Origin of the sequence: Akkermansia sp. 54_46 (assembly GCF_001917295.1) — a bacterium.
Lineage (GTDB): Bacteria > Verrucomicrobiota > Verrucomicrobiia > Verrucomicrobiales > Akkermansiaceae > Akkermansia > Akkermansia muciniphila.
The window spans coordinates 14,606-32,184 of the sequence record NZ_MNUD01000022.1; the positions used below are offsets into that span (position 1 = coordinate 14,606).

Below are 17,579 nucleotides of genomic sequence, written 5' to 3' on the forward strand. Positions count from 1 at the left end.
GGAGATTCCGGATTTCCGTTCCGTTATTCGCTGTCCGGTGGAGAGAGGGCAGGGGCGGAACGCCTGCGCCTCCTTCTGTCTTTCTGCTTTCTCATGCGCTGGATGACGCGGGCTCTTGCGGCGCATCGGCCCGTTTGCATTTGTTCCACAGCATCGCACAGTTCCCTGCGCGCCAGAAAGCGGTTGAGTTCCCTGGATCTGTCCGCATGGCATTTGACGGCGATGCCCGTGGGCGTGTGTCTGAGGTAAACGCAGTTGTTGGTTTTATTTACTTTCTGGCCGCCTCGCCCGCTTCCGCGGACAAAGCTTTCCTCCAGATCCTGTTCACGGATGCCCAGGGCCTCCATCCGTTCCCGGAGAGCTGCCAGTTTTTCAGGCCTGACCATAGCCGGAAGATTGCAGGGTGTTGACGCGCTGGCTGACCGCATGGGCCAGCATGTCCCGGCTGGCGGCCGTCATGGGGCGGAGGCTGATGGCAGCGGTTGAGCCGTCAGCCAGGCGGAGGTTTAGCCGTCCGCCTTCCCGGTCCGCAGAGCGAATCTGCTGCCAGAAGAACCATTGCATGGCGCGCCGCGCCCGCAGAAAGGGCAGGATTTCCACTCCCACCGGGGTGACGATGACGGCCGCGTGTTTCAGGCAGCGGCACCCCGCGGCCAGGCAGAGGACGGCGGGAACAAGCGCCGCGGCCTGCATGGCCCACAGGGGGGCGGGCAGGTACGGGGTAATTGTATCATATCCCGTGAGCTGGAGGAATGCGGCGGTGGCTGCCAGAAGGACCCCCGCCGCCGTCAGGATGGCGCCTGCCCGGTTCCGGGTGAAGCGCAGTTCCCTCTTTTGGACGGGAATGTGGCGGATGTCTTCCACGCCCAGCCCGGCCTGGACCGGACGGGGCGCGGAAACGGGAGTATGGCGTTCAGGCTCCGGCATAGACGCCCGGGAGGATTTCCTTCGTTTCGTCGGAATCGTTTTCCATCAGCAGGGTGCCCCGGAGAACGGCTCCGTCCTGGAAGTGGAAGCGGCCGCGCAGGGTCAGCTTGTCCATGCCTGTCAGGGAGGGCAGGCCCAGCCCGTCCAGGGAATCCACCAGCTTGTACAATTTGGAATCCAGGTCCACCACCGGGGTGTTGCCCTGCCGTTCCGGCGCCAGGGCCACGTTGCCGTGTTCATCCACAACGATGGCGTCCGAACGGAGCAGGAACAGGTCGGAAGTGGTCTTGACGGGGAAGAAACGGGAACGCGGGACATTGACGGCCCTGGCTCCCGGGAAACATTCGATGCCCGCGCCCATGGCCGTTTCCAGCTGGTACACCGGGGCGGATTCCGGATCGCGGGGGTTGAGCGTTTTTTTATTGCGGATCATGGGCAGCGGGAGCACGCCGCCGTTGGCGTCCAGAATTTCCTTGAGGGCGTCCAGGCGTATCCAGAGCGTATTGGTGTTGAAGTAGCGGTGCCTGGAGATATTCTGGAATTCGGGAATGTCCTCATCCGGGCACTGAGCCACTTCCCGCAGAATCAGCTGGCCGTCCGACTTCCTGACCGCCAGGTGGCCGCCTTTCCTGTCCGCCTCCGTGCGGCGGGTGACTTCCATGACGAAGGGAGCGCCGCTTTCCGCAAACCAGCGGAGGAAGTTCATGTCAAGCTGGGCGCCCAGATTGTCGGAATTGGAGACAAAGGCGTATTTAACGCCATCCGCCAGCAGGCGGTCCAGCCAGCCGGACCCCAGCAGGGCCGGATACAGGTCCCCATGGCCTGGCGGGCACCATTCCAGCTCCGGCTGCTCCGGGCAGCTGGCCGGGGAGAGGCCGTCCGCCAGAATTTTAGGCACGCGGTTCTGCATCAGTTCCACCTGGGCCGGGTCTGCAAAGCCGTCCGCCGCGTATTTTTCCAGGTAGGCCAGCGTGTCCGCGCTGGTGGAGAAAGAATTCATCAGCAGAAGGCGCACCGGCGTGCCGGAGATGGAGCGCAGATGCTTCACCTGCCTGACGATCAAATCCAGGAACGTATCCTCTCCTTTTACTTTCAGCAGGCTTTTCGCCTTCTGGAGGCCCATGCTCGTGCCGAGGCCGCCGTTGAGCTTGATGCATACGCAACGGGAAATCAGGTCCTTGTCCGCCGCGGGGGTGGAGGTCGTGATGTCCTGCCAGTCTTCCACCTGGTCGGCGGGCAGGATGTCCGTTTCCGGAATCATGCCGGAGTGGTTGGAAACAAGGGCTTCGTAACAACGGGAGAAAGCGTTGACGGCCGCGGCTGAAACGCCGGCGGACTCCATCTTTTCCGCAAAAGGAGTGAACGTACTCATTAACGGCTTTTGTACAAAATGCCCGGAGGCGGCTCAAGCATTATCAGCGTATCCGGAATGCCCGCGCGTTTTCTTTTTCCTGTGGGGGCTGCTCCGGATTATCTGGCTGCCGTCACCCGGATCCGCCGGTAGTCCGCCACCCATTGGGAACCGTCCCATAACTCATCTTTCAGGGAATCCTCCATTTCCTTGAAAATCTGGGTGAGCTGTTCTTCTTGGAGGTTTTTCAAGTCTTCCCGGAAGAATTGGTCGGTCCAGTTGCGCAGGCCGTCAGGACCGTCTTTCAGCGGCGTGGGGCGGTCAAATTCCTTCATTGTTTCCGGGCGGAACCCGGCTTGTTCCAGCACGCTGCCGTATTCTTCCGCGGCGGGAAAGTAAAAACGCGTTGTGTACGGGAGGCTCCTGCGTTCCAGGGCTGTCCGGAATGCTTCCCTGATGCGGAGAATATTGAAGCGGGCTCCGAATTCGCAGACCAATTTCCCCTGCGGTTTCAGGACGCGGTAAACGGCATTTAAGAGAGTCCCATGGTCCGGTATCCAATGGAAGGCTGCATTGGAGAAAACGATGTCAAACCTGTTGCGCCAGGGCATGAGGCGGGCGTCCAGCACGCGGAAGTCCATGCCGGGATAGAACCGGCGGGCTGTTGCTATCATTTCCGGAGAGGAATCCAGGCCGGTGACGGAAGCCGATTTTTCCAGCAGAGCGTGCGTCAGCGTACCGGTTCCGCAGCCCAGGTCCAGAATGGACTGTTCTGGATTTTCCGGTACGCAGGAGAGCAGCTCCCTGCCGTATTCCGCGACAAAACCGTGTTTGTTTTCATACCATTCAGCATTCCAGTCCATGACCTCTCCATCGTAGGGAAAAAAGGGATTTTTTTCAAGAAAGACTCTGTCTTGTTTTCATGGCATTTCTCCCGGAGGCGCTTTGTCCATTTCTCCGCGCCGTGCCGGGATTCTTCCTTGCGTTGGCGGGCGGGAAATGATTAAGATAAGCTTACTATGAAAGCAACAGCCCTGTTCCTGGCGGCTTCCGCCCTGGCCGCGGTTTCTGCCGGCGCCTATGACGGATACGGTTATGACCCCCGGCCCGCGAGTTCCTATAACAATACCATCAGCGGAGCGGCCCACATCGGCTATGATTCCCGGTATGCCTATAAAGACGTGGTGGCTTCCTCCGTGCTGAACCGCAGCGGCGTGTTTAACATCGGCGGCGAGCTGAACCTCAACCTGGTCAGAGACTGGAAGCAGGAAATCGGCGCGGAATACATGGCTTTCTGCGACGGGCTGCTGAGCGACAAGGACGCCTTTGACGCCAGCTGGAAGGCTGTCAAAGAGCTGTTCCCCAATCTTTCCTTCCGGGGCGGGTATGAGTTGAATTACGGCGGACTCCCGGGGTATTTGAGCAAGCACATGGGGAAGGCTCCCCATTCCCTTGCCCAGTCCGTCACGGCGGGGCTGGCGTATGACGATCCGGGCCACGGCTATTTTGGTTCCCTGGATGTGCAGTACGGCTTTTACGGCATGATCGGCTGGCGCATTGACTTGAACGCGGGCAAGCGCTGGTGCGGCCTGATTCATGAAAAGGTGGATTTGGAGCTGAGCGCCGGAACAGGTTATTCTTCCAGTTACTGGGGGCCCGGCGTAGCCGGGTTTGACCAGGTTAACATCAAGCTGGCGGCTCCCGTGCGCGTAACGGGTGTGGATTCCAGCCGCGGGTTCCGGATTATTCCCTTCATCCAGCTTGACTGGGCGGGAAACACCCGTTCCGAAATCCGCCGCTACGCCGGCATGAACGCGATTGAGGACTTCCGCATCCGTGTGGGCGTGGAAGCCGTTTACCGTTTTTAAGCGGATGCTCCGCGGCCCTTTCACCGGGAAGGGCCGCGGAAGCGTTCCCCCTTTCCGGGGGCGCATGCCCCCTCCCCGGCTTCCCTTGAATCCCCTGCCATGTTGAAAATGATTTTTCTGCTGGCCCGGCGCATGTTTATACGGCTGTTGCTGGTGCTGCTTCCGCTGGGCCTGTTTATGTTCCTGGCGCAGGCCATTCCCCTTTCCCCGCTGCAATCCCTGCTGGTTCTGGTTCCGGTGATTGCCTTTGAAGTGTGGCTCGTCATCAGGCATCTGCTGCCCGTCATGGGGGAGCTGGTGACCAAGACGCTGTATTCCTCCAATATTACTACGGATGAGGAAGTGCTGGTGGAGGCTTCCAGGCGCATGCTGAATTCCGGGGATCCCCAGGGCGCTCTGGAATTGCTGGAACGCTACCGGAAGGAGAATCCGGGGCTGGTGCGTTCCTGGCTCATGGAATCCAGCCTGCTGAACGATATGCGCCGGTACGCAGATTCCGTCAACGTCCTTCAGAAAGGACTGGAATACGGAGGATGGCGCAAGGAGGACCGGGCTCTGTTCCTGTACAAGATAGGTGCCATTTACGATTCCCAGCTCCATGACCCGGACAGGGCCCGGAAATATTGGGAGGAAGCTGCGGATAAATATCCCGATACGGCCTATGGCCGCTCCGCCCTGGACAAACTCTGACCGGAATCGGGAACGGAGCAAAGGTTTTTGATATAAATTTCGCCCGGCGTTATGTGCGTGGGGATTCTTTTTTCCGGAGGCGGCGGAGTCATGTAATTTCCGTACACGCAACGCAAGTAGCCATCGGCGTTTCCCATGGCGTCAAATTGGAATCCTTCAAAAGGCACGGCTTGATTTCCTTGATAATACGCGCCGGGAACTTTTTCTTTTGTGCCATATCCCCAGATGACATTGCCGGCCCAACGGGATTTTTCCCATGAATAGCGTCTGGCGATCCAATGACTTATTTTGTTCCAGCGGGCGGACGTCGCTCCCAAGGTGAGCGTTTTAAACATGAACAGAAACAACTGTTTCGGAAGGCTCCTGCCTTTTACCCGCAGATGAAGGCTGGCCAGTGTGGTGGCATGGCGGAACAGTCTGTGAAGGTATAGATAGGCGTTGGCGGCAATGAGGGATTTCGGCATGCCGTCAAGAGGGAAAATGTCAATGTGTAGTCCTATGCGGACTCTCTCTTTTCCCTTTCCAACCATGATGGTGCGGGTGTCTTCCAGTTTCATGAACGGGTAGAAGTAATCCGGCCTGGTGCGGGAATCATTTAATTCCAGATGAGCCGGATGCGGAGAAGTGTGGTAAAGATGAAACAGCCGTTCATAATCTTCCCGGGGCATAAGTACGTCAATGTCATCATCCCACGGAATGAAACCCTGATGGCGCAATGCCCCGATCAGGCTTCCCGCGTATAGGGAATAACGTAAATTTTCTCTGTGGCAGAATTGATGAAATTCCTGTAAGATCTCAACCAGAATCCGTTTCGCCTGGGGTGCGGAGATTTCTTTCATCGGATTTTCAGATGATTTTTTATCCGGGTCGTGGAAATTTCCGGAGTCCGTTCCAGGTAGACGACTTCACATATGTCTTTTAGAAAATCGAATTTTCCTTCCCAGTCATTTCCCATGACAAAGATGTTGACGTTGTGCTTGATGATGTCTTCCCGCTTCTGTTCCCAATCATTTTCCGGAATGATCAGGTCCACGTACCGGATGGCTTCCAGCATTTGCCTGCGGTGTTCGTAATGGAAAAAAGATTGCTTGTTTTTGATGGCATTGAATGAATCCGAAGAGAGGGCGACAATCAGATAATCCCCCAAGGCTCTGGCCCGCCGAAGCAAGTTGATATGGCCGTAATGCAACATGTCGAATGTGCCGTAGGTAATCACTTTTTTCATAATTATTTGTTTTGATCCATAGCAGGGTTGGTTTGAGCAAGAGTGCTTACGCCGATAGTGGACTGGGCGCCTTTTCCCGGCGCCACTCGTATTCCTTTTTCAGGGATATGCCTTTGAGGGCCGCTTGATAGTAGGCATAAAATTCATTTTTGCGTAATGCAATGGCTGTGTTGATTTTCCGCTTAAGCCACTTAATTTGGTGGCTGCTCCTCATGTTCAGGGCAAAATAAGAGCCGTTGTCCGGTTTCCAGGAACCGCAGCAGTGGTGAATGGAAAAGCCACGGGAGCGTATCAAGGCCGGCTGTTCAAAAAATTCCTTGGGATAAATGGTCACCAGGTCATTGCTCCAGGTTTTTCCGTTTAATAAAAAACCGGGAATTTCGTTAATGAAATAATCTGTATAGACGGTGTTGGAGACAGGCCAGCAATCCGGTTTAATTTGATCATATAAATCAAGCAGATTCATGCAGACCGGGTGATGAGGCGGGGCATAGAGAAAAGCGGTGCCGAGAGCGCAATTATAAATGTATCCCAATGAAAAACGATGATTTACAGGAAGAAGAGATAAAGGCTTAACTAGTTCTATATCGCAGTCCAAATAAAAGCCTCCGTGCTCCGTTAAAGCCTGAAGGCGTACGACGTCTCCTAAAAACCCCCATTTTTTTTGTTCCAGACATCTTCTGCCAAACTCAAAAGCGGATACATCAATATTGTTTTCGTTCCATTCAATCAGTTCAAACTCCGGGTTGAGGTCTTTCCATCTTTGCACATTGTCCAAAACGGCGTTGGGAACAGGGCCGCCAAACCAGCAATAATGGAGCTTTCTGATCACGTGATTGAGAAACTTATTTTCCTTTCACTCTGCGGATTGCCTATCAGAAGTCAACAGAAAAATCTGAATGAAAACATGATAGGAGAATTTTGATTGTGGAAAAAACGGAAAAATAAAAAGGGGTAGGAGATAATAACCATTTGACAATCTTGGAATTCAACTATTCGGAGCATGACAGCGGATAGGCAATCTGCTATCCAGCGGCAAGGCAAAGAAACAGAGGGTAGTAGAGTTTCAAAAGCGGAGTTTTTTACAGACTGAATATGGCAGGACTGGGGCGTATGAAATACATGGTGCTTTGCAATCTTCCCTACCGTTTGCGGAAAATTGCCGGACGGGTCGCGAAGAAATGCAGGAGAAGGAGAGACCGGTCCCTTGATGCGAAGCTGGCGGATATTCGCAATTTGCTTATTTATAACCACCCTATTTCCTCAGTTCCCCCAGCGACGGGGAAGTTGAGGCTTCTTCAGGACGGCAATACGGTTTTGCTGGCCCTTTTTGCGCGCAAATGTCAGGAAAACGGGCTGCGGTACTGGCTGGATTACGGGACGCTGCTGGGGGCGGTAAGGCACAGGGGCTTTATTCCGTGGGATGATGATCTGGATGTGAGCATGATGAGGCCGGAGTTCGACCGCCTGCTGGAACTGCTTCCCGTACTTTTCCCCCGTGAGGAAGGATTCACCTGGAACAGGCACGCCTTTCTGCAAATAGGGTATGAGGGCACCCCCCTCAACCTTGATGTGTATCCCTATCATTTTTATTCAGAGAGTCTTTCATCACCGGAACGGCATGAGAAGCTGGACAGGCTTATGAGCGGATTTAAGAAAGACGTGGTGCTGGTAGGTTCCAGGATGAACCTGTCCGATGAACAGGTGCAGGAGAAAATCCGCCGGGATATTCTGGAAGGAAGGGATGCTGCCGGGGAAGAAGAAGCCCCCGGGATTTTTCTTTCTCCTGCCATTACGTTTACAAAAAACACGCACCTTTCCTATGAAACGTTCTTCCCTCTTGGCTCCGCGGAATTTGAGGGGATGATATTTTCCGTGCCCAACCATGCCCGTCAGTACTTGCAATTTTTTTACGGCGACTATCTGTCTTATCCGGAACGCATCCAGTTCAAGCATCCTTCCGTGAAGGCCATGGTGGAGAAGGTTCCCTTTGAGGCGGCGGTCAACCGTTTCATTGATGTTTACGGAAAGCTGATTGATGCGCCCATGCCATGAAAACGGTTATTACTTACGGAACCTTTGATTTGCTGCACACGGGGCACGTGAATCTGCTGAGGAGAGCCCGGGAACTGGGGGACCGGCTCATCGTCGGCGTGACTACGGACAGTTACGACCAGAGCCGCGGCAAGCTGAATGTCATGGAGAGCCTGGAGGAACGCATGGAAAATGTGCGGAAAACCGGTCTGGCGGATCTCATTATTAAGGAAGAACTGGAAGGGCAGAAGATTCATGACATACGGAAGTACGGAGCGGATGTTTTTGTGATTGGCTCCGACTGGTCGGGGAAATTTGACTATCTTCGTGATTATTGCGAGGTGGTTTACCTGGAACGCACCAAGGGCGTTTCTTCAACAGACCTCCGTTCCGCCCGGAATCCCATTGTATATATGGGAATTGCAGGTCACGGGCGCATAGCGGGCCGTTTTCTCCGGGAGTCCAAATATGTCAGCAATATTGAAATAACAGCCGTTTTCGGAAGGAATGAGGAGAAAGTCCGCCGTTTTGCAGAGTCCCACGCTCTGCTGGAATATGATACGGAATACGAACAGTTTCTGGACCGGGTTCATGCCGTTTATATTGCCGTCCCCCATCATCTCCATTATGAAATGGCCAGGAAGGCCCTGTTGAGGGGGAAGCACGTATTGTGCGAGAAGCCTCTTGCCCTTGCCCGGAAGGAGGCGGAAGAGCTGTTCCGGCTGGCCGAGGAGAAAGGAGTCGTTTTGCTGGAAGCCCTTAAAACTGCGTTTTGTCCAGCTTTCCAGCAATTGACCAGTTTGGCGGGGAGCGGCATTATTGGTTCCATCAAGGCAGTAGACGCCACATTTACCAAGCTGATAGAGGATGAGGCTGCCAGGGAGTATGACCCCATGCAGGCCGGAGGCGCCTGGACGGAACTGGGTTCCTATCCCGCCTTTGTCATTGGGAAGCTTCTGGGAACCGATCCCCGCAGGATTCGTTTTGTTACTTGCAGAAAGTCTCATACGGGCGTGGACGTGTTCACGCGCGCGGAATTTCTTTATTCCAATGCAGTAGCCACCGCTACGGCAGCCATAGGAGCCAAGCAGGAAGGGGACTTGTGCATTACCGGAACGGAGGGGTATATTTATGTGCCGGCGCCGTGGTGGAAGACGGAGATGTTTGAAGTGCGGTTTGAGGATACCCGGCTCAACAGGAAATATTTTGCCAATTTTGAAGGGGATGGGCTGCGTTATGAACTTGGCGCGTTTTTGCGCCTGATTCATGGCTGCCAGCACGGCAACCGTCTTTTGACCCGTGAGGATTCCATGTTCATGGCTGATGTTGCCTCCCGTTTCAGGAGAGGGTATTGCGTGGAAGAGATCAGTTGAAAAGAAGAGTCCTTCTTACACCTGTGGAATTCTGGGGTAGTGCCGATGGAACTTTTTTCTTGGAACCGTTTTGTTTCGCATGAATGGAAGCCATCCTATTGTTTCTTTTGAAATGGGGAGAATCTGTTTAGTATGGAGGTGTTCCATTCCACAAAGGTCTGGAGTGTAGGAACCGGAATGTTTAATTGCTCCGCCAGACAGCAAATGGGTTTGGTGCCCAGAGGAACATCTTCCGTAAAGTAACGGGAAGAAAAATCGGGAATCCATCCTTGTTTCCGGCGGGTCATGGGAGCTTTAACCCCATGGAATGCCGGAATAGATTGAATCTTTTTAGTCAACTCTACAGCATTTCTGGATTCATAATAATCTAGGACGGGAATGATGTCCTTTCCTATTTCCATGCCGGGACAACAGGAACAGAGGGTCAGAAGTTCTCTATCTGCCTGGATGTACAACTCACTGGCCTCCTCTGTCCATTCTTCATAAAAAAGAAACTGCTTGTCATAAAACATTCCTTCCCTGTAGTGGCGAAACAGACTCATGCAGCGGGAAGGGTGGAGAAGGGGATTGGAGTTGGTCAACAGAAAGGGCCAGGGAGAAGAAAGATGAGTCAGAGGAGTGTCAAATAAGGTTTCCAACATGGCGGACCAATGTTCGGCATTATTTCCTGGGGCTACCCATATCCTGTTAAGAGGGCGGCTTCCGAGAATGGAGACGGAATGTCCATATTCCTGCGTCCGACAAATCAGGGGAACCTTGTATATTCCCATCAGGCTGACGGTGGAAGTCCAAGAGGGATCTTCTGCCATCTCCATGACCTCCGGAGTACCGGGTACAATAGCGAGCCCCTGCTCTCGATGCAGATAGGGTTTAATGCGGTGGCATACCTCCCGAATGCCAAAGCGGGGAACCGCCACCAGCACAAGGTTGCAGTCTTTCAATATTTCCGGATGGTTGCTGATATGCCCTAGGGGAGCATGGTGCGTAGTACCGTTTGGAAAGATAGCGGAGAGGCTTTTTCCCCATTGATTAGGGTTTCGGGTTAGGATATTGACATGCAGGCCGCGTGTACCCAGCCATCCCGCCATGGCATGGGCCAGGTTGCCGCCGCCGCAAATGCCTATGACAGGAGCGGAAATTGTATTCATCAGGAGGCTGAAGTGGAACAGGATGAAAAAGGGGATTCTCCGTTAGTGGGACAAGTAGAAGACGGTTCCGAGCCGGTTTCTGCATGCATGGCCCGGACCAGGGCATCATTGTCGGTTGCGTCTCTGACGGCGATACGGATGAATTCTCTGCCTTCAAATCCTTTTTTCCGGCTGCAGTCCTTAACAAGGATGGAGTGGTTTTTCAGCAGAAGGCCGGTCAGGGAGCGGGCTTTCATGGGGGGCTTGACCTCGCACATGAAATAGTTTGCCTGGGAGGGGAAAACGTTCAGGAAAGGCACGCGGGAGAGTTCCTGCATGAAGCGGTCCCGTTCCTTCATGAAACGGTTGCACGCGCGCACGTAGGATTGCTCGTATTTCCCGAAGATTTGCATGTAGAATTCCGCGATGGAATTGATGTTCCAGATGGAAACATCTTTTTTTATCCATGCCGCCAGTTCCCTGTCCGCGGAGGCCAGAATACCCAGGCGGAGGCCCGGAACGCCGTAGGATTTGGAAATGCTTTTTACCACGGCCAGGTGGGGATATTCTTCCAGGATGCCGTCTTTCAGCAGCGTATTGTCCGGCATTCCGCAGGAGAAGTCTACAAAGGATTCATCCACGATCAGGCGGATGCCGCGGGTTTTTGTCCACAGGCAGAGGCGCAGCACATCGCCTTTCGGCAGGAAGAATCCGGAAGGGTTTCCCGGATTGACGAGGAGCAGGGTACCGATGTCTTTCCCGGAAAAGAATTCCATCAGGTCGTCCGCCGTATAAGTGAAATTCCGGGAAGCGGTATGGAAGGGAACCACCATATCCGGTTTCACCCGGTTGGGGTATTCTTCAAAGGTAGGGTAGATGACCCCCATTTTCCCTTCCAGGCGGGACATGAGCGCCTTAATGAGTTCCGCCGCGCCGTTGCCGATGCAGATGTATTCCTGGCTGATGCCGAAGTATTTTGCCGCCAGCAGGCTGTTGACTCTCATTCCGGACGGGTATTCCCTCACCAGGCGTTCAAAATTCGCCTTGAGTTCGGACATGAGGCGTTTGTTGGGGAAATAGGGATTGACCAGGTAACAGAAATCCCTGATGCGGGGATAGCGCCAGTAGCCTCCGTACCGGGATTCCATCAGGCGCAGGTGTTCTTCCCTGTCCGGGGTGAATATGGAGGCTGCGATGTCCAGGTCCTGGATGTCGTCTATTTCATACCATGCTTCGCCTCCGAGGCGCAGCGCCTTGATTTCCGGCTTGTCCAGCAGGGCGATGACCCGCAGCACCTGTTCGTAATATTCATTATTGCCCAGGGCTTTGCTGTAGGCTGTAAGAAAGGGGACGTAATGGGTCCGGGAGAATTCCCTGCTGAATTTGTAAATATTGACTGTTTTAAAATATTCCGTCTTTTTCTTGTAGGAGAATTTGCTGCCGGGAATGAATTGCCTGATGTTGTCGTCTTCATCCAGAGTGACGACCGTGCCGTCCATCCAGCTTTCAAATTTGGCGACGAGAGCAAGGCTGGGATAGGGGTGGCGGAGCAGGGCGTCAATAACGGAGTCTTCAAAAATCAGGTCTTTTCTTTTTACCCGTGTAATATTCCATTAACATATTCTTACAGAAATTTTTACTTTGACGGCGGATGCTCAATCCGCTTGTCGCCAATATAGTGGAAAGGGTCGGATAAGGTTTGTCCGCCATTTTGGAAAAAGCAGTTTTACGATGATGGAACGGGTGTTTTTCTCCGAAAAGAACGGCTTGTTTTTCATTGACTTGTAAGAAGTGGGAGATAAAGATTCTGAATCTGCCGGATGTGCTTTTCTGGAAAAATGAAGCATAGCCCGCGTGTTTTTTGACCAAATTTACCTATGATGAAGCTGCCATCATTCATTACCGCCGGAAGAACCGGGAAATTAGTAAGGGGAAAGCATTGGTGGGTGACGGAAGTCCGGTGCTGCGGCCTGAACGTGCTTTCTTCCTGCACGGACAGGAAGAAGCGTTTCGTCCGTCTTTTCGGCATTCCGTACGGGCGGTTCAAGGTGGGCCGGGAAAGTGAATTTTCCCAGTTGGGCAAACTGGTTAAAGCTACCGTCCGGGCCGAGGAAATGCCCCAGGCATCCGGAGTGCTGAGGATTGTGCAGCAGGCCATGACCTGTTTTTTGAATGAGGTGGCCGGCATTCTTGAAGAGGGCGGTTATCAGTACTGGCTGGATTTCGGGACCCTGCTGGGCGCGGTGCGGCACCGGGGCTTTATCCCTTGGGATGACGACCTGGATATTTCCATGCTGCGTGAAGATTATGAGAGGTTGAGGGAGAACGCCGCCGGGCTTTTCGGTTCGCGCGGTTTCTCCGTCAGTATGGATCCGTTCATCCAGATCGGGTTGCCGGGCACGTTGTGCAATGTGGACATTTTCCCGTATGACACGGCCCCTGCCGCGTGGTCTCCGGATGCCCCTGAGGAAGGGGAGTGGCTGCTGCGCGGTTACAAGGCATCCGGAATGCTTGATTATGAGGTGGATTCCTCCTGCCGCTACCGGACGCGGTGTTCTTATGAGGAAAAGATGGCGATCCGGGACCGTGTGGTGATGGGAGGACGGCGGCCGGCGGATGGAGGAAACATTTTCCTGGGTTTTGAGATTCCTTTTGCCGGCCCGTGCCGCCATTCCTTCCGCCATGAATGGCTGTTTCCGCTTTCCCGCGTCCGGTTTGAGGGAAGGGAGTTCCCTGCCCCGCGGTTGCCTGAAATGGTGTTGTACGGCCAGTACGGGGACTGGGGAGCTCTGCCGGATTCTCCCCCTGTGCATTTTGATTTGAACCATATTTCCAAGGAGGTTCTGGCCAGGATGATGTACATGCGTGATACGGGGCGCCTTCCCGAACGAGGGTAAAGGGGCGCGCCTGTTTTCCTTCCCCTCCGGGAGCAGCCCTTCTTTCTTCCTTGACCCTTCTGATTGAGGCGGGGTATCATCGGATAATGAGAAGACCCCCGATACCCGGCTTGGTGATGGCGGACGGATGGCTCCAGCCGTATTCCCGCCAGATAAGCGACCGCCAGCGTCTGTTTGACCTGAAAATGAAGAGGATCAACCAGCGCGCCGGTTCTCTGGAGGAATACGCGCGTGGCTACCGCTATTACGGTTTCAACAGGGACGCGGAGACGGGGGCGTGGACGTACCGGGAATGGGCTCCCGCCGCCCGCAGGGTGTTCCTGATTGGAGATTTTAACGGCTGGAACCGGGAGAGCCACCCGCTGGAGCGGAATGAGCGCGGCGTGTGGGAGATTACGCTGCCGCCTGATGCGCTGGCTCACGGGCAGAAGGTGAAGGTGCACGTGGTCGGTGCGGACGGCACGGGCAGAGATCGCATTCCCGCGTGGATTACCAGGACCGTCCAGGATCCGACCACCTATGATTTTGCCGGGGAGATCTGGATGCCGGAGCGCCCCTATGAATGGCGGAATAACGGTTTTGATCCTTCCCGGGTGGAAGTTCCGTTCGTGTATGAAGCGCATGTAGGCATGGGCGGGGAAGAAGGGCGCGTGCATACGTACCGCGAGTTTGCGGACGAGGTTCTTCCCCGGATCTCCAGTCTGGGTTACAATACCGTCCAGCTGATGGCGGTCCAGGAGCACCCCTATTACGGTTCCTTCGGCTACCATGTTTCCTCCTTTTTCGCCCCTTCCTCCCGTTTCGGCGAGCCGGAGGACCTGAAATACCTGATAGACCAGGCTCACGGCCTGGGCATCGCCGTGCTGCTGGACGTGGTGCATTCCCACGCCGTGAAGAATGAGGCGGAAGGTCTGAACAATTTTGACGGTTCCGGAGGCATGTATTTCCTGCCCGGGGAGCGCGGCCGCCATCCGGACTGGGATTCCTGTTGTTTTGATTATGGCCGGGACGAGGTGCTCGAGTTCCTCCTGTCCAATGTCCGCTGGTGGCTGGAAGAGTTCCGTTTTGACGGGTTCCGTTTTGACGGCGTGACTTCCATGCTGTATTTCCACCGTGGGCATGAGCCGTTCGGGGATTTGGGTGCCTACTTCGGCTCTTCCGTGGATCTGGATGCCGTGGCCTATTTGCAGCTGGCCGCCACGCTGATTCAGCGGGTGAAGCCGGGCGCCATAGCGATTGCGGAGGACATGTCCGGCATGCCGGGGTTGTGCCGCCCGGTGGACGAAGGGGGGATTGGCTTTTCCCACCGTCTGGCCATGGGCATTCCCGATTACTGGATTAAGTTGCTCAAGGAGAAAAAGGATGAGGAATGGAGCATGGGGGACATGTGGTACACGCTGACCAACAGGCGCTACGGAGAGCCGCATGTGGCCTATTGCGAGAGCCATGACCAGGCCCTGGTGGGGGACAAGACTCTGGCGTTCCGCCTGATGGATGCGGAAATGTACTGGAAAATGGCCGTGGACCAGCAGAGCCTCATTATTGACCGCGGCATGGCGCTGCACAAGATGATCCGCCTGGTGACGCTGGCTACCGGGGGGGAAGGCTGGCTGAATTTCATGGGCAACGAATTCGGGCATCCGGAATGGATTGATTTTCCGCGCGAAGGCAACGACTGGTCTTACGAATACTGCCGCCGCCAGTGGTCCCTGGTGGACAATCCTTCCCTCAGGTTCAAGTTCCTGAATGCCTTTGACCAGGCGATGGTCCGCCTGGCGCAGGAAGCCCGGCTGCTGAATAATCCGCCGCCTTTCCCGCTTAATATTGACGAGACCAACCATGTCATGGCATTCCACCGCGGCGGCCTGGTATTTGTGTTCAACTGGTCCGGAGACAGGGCTATCATGGATTACATGCTGCCTGTTCCCCAGAAGGGGGAATGGCGGGTCGTGCTGGATACGGACAACGCCCGTTTCGGCGGTTTCGGGAGGCAGGATGTTTCCATGCCGCATTTTACGGATGGGGACGGGAACCTTTCCCTGTACCTGCTGCCGCGTACGGCCCTGGTCCTGAAAAGGGTAGGTTCCGCCGTCATGGCCCGCCGCCTGGGGCGGGAGGATTAGCGTGCGGCCTCAAAAAAACTGGCGGGTTTATTGATCCGTCCATGAAAAAGGCGTGCGGTACGGGCCTGCGTACCGGGCGCGGGATGAATAGGCGCTTCCCCTGCCGGAACGTGTGTCCGGCAGGCTGTTACCACTGCGCGGGAAGTTCCCGCAGAGGGGGAGCTCCTGAGTCCGCCTTTTTCAGCCGGATGGTCAGGGTGTCCGTTTTGAAGTCCTTGGACTTCTCGTTATTGCGGCCCCACAAAATGGCTCCTTGCGTGGTCATTTCCGGATGAAACGTTTTTTCCGTGGAAAGGAAGCCCGGTTTATCCGCCGCAACGTGCACGGGCTTGTGCCTGTTCAGGGAGAGCGTGACGGGGGCCTGGCCGGCGTAGTCTCCGTTCACGCGCAGGCTGGCTCCGGAAGGAATGCTGCGGATGGTGATGTCCCGGGAAGAGCTGCTGCATGAGAGGCTTGCGCCGCAGAATGCGGAGAGCAGGAGAAGATGCGGGAAAAGGCCGTGAGTCATTGCTTTGGAAAAATCAATGGTGTTCCGCCATTTTTATGGCGGCCTGCTTGATCTGGGCCGCCATGGAGTTGAGGGCGTTCGCCCTGGTGGGCGCCAGGTGGTCTTTCAGGCCGGTTTTGTCCAGCTTGGACATGTCCGCCTTCAGGATTTCTTCCGGAGGCAGGCCGGAAAGCAGCCGGATGAAGACGGCAATGAGGCCCTTGGTGATGAGGGAATCGCTGTCTGCGTACAATTTCAGTACGCCATTGTCCGGTTCCGTGTGCAGCCATACGCGGGATTGGCATCCCTTGATGAGGGAGTCCTCCGTTTTGTAGGCTTCATCCAGCCTGGGCAATTTTTTACCCAGGCTGATGATGTATTCGTAGCGTTCCGTCCAGTCCTGGAACAAATCCAGTTCATCCAGCAGGTCTTGCAGGCGTTCTTCGTAGTTCATGGCTCGGAGATTGGGTAGGATGAGCCGGGCGGGTTATCCCCGGCGGGCGTCTGCAAGCGTGGCGAGCACGGCTTTCTGGGCATGCACCCTGTTTTCCGCTTCCCGGAAGATAACGGGAGCAAAATGTTCCAGCACGTCTTCCGTGATTTCCTTGCCGCGGTAGGCGGGCAGGCAGTGGAAAACGGAGTGGCCGGAGGCGGCATGTTCCAGCAGCTCCCTGTTCACCTGGTAGGGATAGAAGTGTTTTTCCTTGGACAGTCCTTCCGATTCCTGGCCCATGGAAAGCCAGACGTCCGTGTTGATGACGGAAGCTCCCTTGACAGCTTCCACGGGATCCGTGGTGAAGATGACGTTCTCGCAGTCCAGATGCCTGCGGAAGTCTTCCAGGGGAAGGTAATTGGTAGGGGCTCCGATGGCGAGCGTAAAGCCCAGCCTCTTGGCCGCCCACATCCAGGAGCGGGACATGTTGTTGTCCCCGTCCCCCACGAAGGCGATTTTCATATCCTTCCAGGAACCGGGGCCGTAGATTTCCTCAATGGTAAGCAGGTCCGCCAGGATCTGGCAGGGGTGCTCCTCGTCCGTCAGGGCATTGATGGTGGGAATGCCGGAAAAGCTGGCGAATTCCTCCACCTCCTGCTGTCCGTAAGTCCGGATGGCGGCGCCGTGAATCATACGTCCCAGCACGCGGGCCGTATCCTTGATGGGCTCTCCACGCCCGAGCTGGATGTCATGGACGGAAAGGAACATGGGACGGCCCCCCAGTTCACTGATGCCCACTTCAAAGGAAACGCGGGTGCGGGTGGAGGATTTGGAAAAGATGAGCGCCCAGGTCTGCCCCTTCAGGGGAAGGCGTTCGTGATGGCCGCGTTCCGCCTTAAGCCGGTGGCCCAGGGCGAGCAGGTCCCGGATTTCGTCTCCGGTAAGCTGTTCGATGGAAAGGAGGTTGTTCATGGTTTTTGAAAGGGAATAAAAACGGGAAAGCCGCACCATACTCCCTGTTTTCTTAAAAGAAAAGGGAATAAT

The 17,579-nt window shown here is 55.2% G+C and carries 19 protein-coding genes; 6 read left to right on the plus strand and 13 right to left on the minus strand.

Annotated features, from left to right (window positions below):
• Positions 1-23: 23 nt before the first annotated feature.
• The 4 genes from BHW66_RS03315 to BHW66_RS03330 form a co-directional block, all read right to left on the minus strand.
• Complete coding sequence (locus BHW66_RS03315; RefSeq protein ID WP_253821763.1) at positions 24-386, minus strand: peptide chain release factor-like protein; 363 nt, start codon at positions 384-386, stop codon at positions 24-26.
• Complete coding sequence (locus BHW66_RS03320; protein WP_253821762.1) at positions 373-927, minus strand: hypothetical protein; 555 nt, start codon at positions 925-927, stop codon at positions 373-375. Before BHW66_RS03320 ends, BHW66_RS03315 begins: the two co-directional genes overlap by 14 nt.
• Positions 914-2,299 (minus strand): UTP--glucose-1-phosphate uridylyltransferase, encoded by a 1,386-nt coding sequence (locus tag BHW66_RS03325; protein ID WP_253822377.1) that lies wholly within the window; start codon positions 2,297-2,299, stop codon positions 914-916. The genes BHW66_RS03320 and BHW66_RS03325 overlap by 14 nt, the downstream gene beginning before the upstream one ends.
• 98 nt (positions 2,300-2,397) lie before the next feature.
• Positions 2,398-3,141, minus strand: coding sequence for a class I SAM-dependent methyltransferase (locus BHW66_RS03330; protein ID WP_253821760.1), 744 nt, complete (start codon positions 3,139-3,141; stop codon positions 2,398-2,400).
• Positions 3,142-3,297: 156 nt separating this feature from the next.
• Between BHW66_RS03330 and BHW66_RS03335 the strand changes: the two genes are divergently transcribed.
• Both BHW66_RS03335 and BHW66_RS03340 read left to right on the plus strand, forming a co-directional pair.
• A complete protein-coding gene (locus BHW66_RS03335; protein ID WP_102732453.1) occupies positions 3,298-4,146 on the plus strand; it encodes a hypothetical protein in 849 nt (282 codons plus the stop codon).
• A 99-nt stretch (positions 4,147-4,245) separates the two neighbouring features.
• The gene (locus BHW66_RS03340) at positions 4,246-4,836 is read left to right on the plus strand and encodes a tetratricopeptide repeat protein (RefSeq protein ID WP_253822378.1); all 591 of its coding nucleotides are present in this window, start codon (positions 4,246-4,248) and stop codon (positions 4,834-4,836) included.
• Here BHW66_RS03340 and BHW66_RS03345 read toward each other — a convergent pair.
• Genes BHW66_RS03345 through BHW66_RS03355 form a run of 3 tightly spaced genes read right to left on the minus strand, consistent with a single transcriptional unit; the run spans position 4,806 to position 6,893 of the window.
• Positions 4,806-5,675 (minus strand): LicD family protein, encoded by an 870-nt coding sequence (locus BHW66_RS03345; RefSeq protein WP_253822379.1) that lies wholly within the window; start codon positions 5,673-5,675, stop codon positions 4,806-4,808. The two genes, BHW66_RS03340 and BHW66_RS03345, sit on opposite strands and share 31 nt — an antisense overlap.
• Positions 5,672-6,061 (minus strand): glycerol-3-phosphate cytidylyltransferase, encoded by a 390-nt coding sequence (gene tagD / locus BHW66_RS03350; RefSeq protein ID WP_046435594.1) that lies wholly within the window; start codon positions 6,059-6,061, stop codon positions 5,672-5,674. Before tagD ends, BHW66_RS03345 begins: the two co-directional genes overlap by 4 nt.
• A 46-nt stretch (positions 6,062-6,107) precedes the next feature.
• The gene (locus tag BHW66_RS03355; protein WP_253822380.1) at positions 6,108-6,893 is read right to left on the minus strand and encodes a glycosyltransferase; all 786 of its coding nucleotides are present in this window, start codon (positions 6,891-6,893) and stop codon (positions 6,108-6,110) included.
• Between the two features lie 281 nt (positions 6,894-7,174).
• On the opposite strand from BHW66_RS03355, the gene BHW66_RS03360 reads away from it, so the two are divergent.
• Positions 7,175-8,116, plus strand: coding sequence for a LicD family protein (locus tag BHW66_RS03360; RefSeq protein WP_286688904.1), 942 nt, complete (start codon positions 7,175-7,177; stop codon positions 8,114-8,116).
• On the plus strand, positions 8,113-9,468 hold the full coding sequence (locus BHW66_RS03370) for a Gfo/Idh/MocA family oxidoreductase (RefSeq protein ID WP_343124355.1): 1,356 nt from the start codon (positions 8,113-8,115) through the stop codon (positions 9,466-9,468). Before BHW66_RS03360 ends, BHW66_RS03370 begins: the two co-directional genes overlap by 4 nt.
• Before the next feature lie 95 nt (positions 9,469-9,563).
• On the opposite strand, the gene BHW66_RS03375 is transcribed toward BHW66_RS03370, so the two are convergent.
• The 3 genes from BHW66_RS03375 to BHW66_RS03385 form a co-directional block, all read right to left on the minus strand.
• Complete coding sequence (locus BHW66_RS03375) at positions 9,564-10,616, minus strand: NAD/NADP-dependent octopine/nopaline dehydrogenase family protein (protein WP_253822382.1); 1,053 nt, start codon at positions 10,614-10,616, stop codon at positions 9,564-9,566.
• Positions 10,616-12,094 carry an aminotransferase class I/II-fold pyridoxal phosphate-dependent enzyme gene (locus BHW66_RS03380; protein WP_253822383.1) on the minus strand — a complete coding sequence of 493 codons (1,479 nt, stop codon included), beginning with the start codon at positions 12,092-12,094 and terminating at the stop codon, positions 10,616-10,618. The genes BHW66_RS03375 and BHW66_RS03380 overlap by 1 nt, the downstream gene beginning before the upstream one ends.
• A gap of 73 nt (positions 12,095-12,167) precedes the next feature.
• Entirely contained in the window at positions 12,168-12,464 is a 297-nt protein-coding gene (locus BHW66_RS03385; RefSeq protein ID WP_215444521.1) for a hypothetical protein, read from the minus strand.
• 8 nt (positions 12,465-12,472) lie between these two features.
• Between BHW66_RS03385 and BHW66_RS03390 the strand changes: the two genes are divergently transcribed.
• Complete coding sequence (locus BHW66_RS03390; RefSeq protein ID WP_286012128.1) at positions 12,473-13,492, plus strand: LicD family protein; 1,020 nt, start codon at positions 12,473-12,475, stop codon at positions 13,490-13,492.
• Between the two features lie 86 nt (positions 13,493-13,578).
• Positions 13,579-15,615, plus strand: a complete 2,037-nt coding sequence (locus BHW66_RS03395; RefSeq protein ID WP_286688905.1) for an alpha amylase C-terminal domain-containing protein — start codon at positions 13,579-13,581, stop codon at positions 15,613-15,615.
• 127 nt (positions 15,616-15,742) lie between these two features.
• On the opposite strand, the gene BHW66_RS03400 is transcribed toward BHW66_RS03395, so the two are convergent.
• From BHW66_RS03400 to argF, 3 genes are read right to left on the minus strand one after another with little or no spacing between them, the layout of a single operon-like run.
• Complete coding sequence (locus BHW66_RS03400) at positions 15,743-16,123, minus strand: PEGA domain-containing protein (RefSeq protein ID WP_102735523.1); 381 nt, start codon at positions 16,121-16,123, stop codon at positions 15,743-15,745.
• Positions 16,124-16,136: 13 nt separating this feature from the next.
• Entirely contained in the window at positions 16,137-16,556 is a 420-nt protein-coding gene (locus tag BHW66_RS03405) for a SufE family protein (RefSeq protein ID WP_094139119.1), read from the minus strand.
• Positions 16,557-16,589: 33 nt separating this feature from the next.
• Positions 16,590-17,507: an ornithine carbamoyltransferase gene (gene argF, locus BHW66_RS03410; RefSeq protein ID WP_012420786.1), complete on the minus strand. Its 918-nt coding sequence runs from the start codon at positions 17,505-17,507 to the stop codon at positions 16,590-16,592.
• Positions 17,508-17,579: the final 72 nt, after the last annotated feature.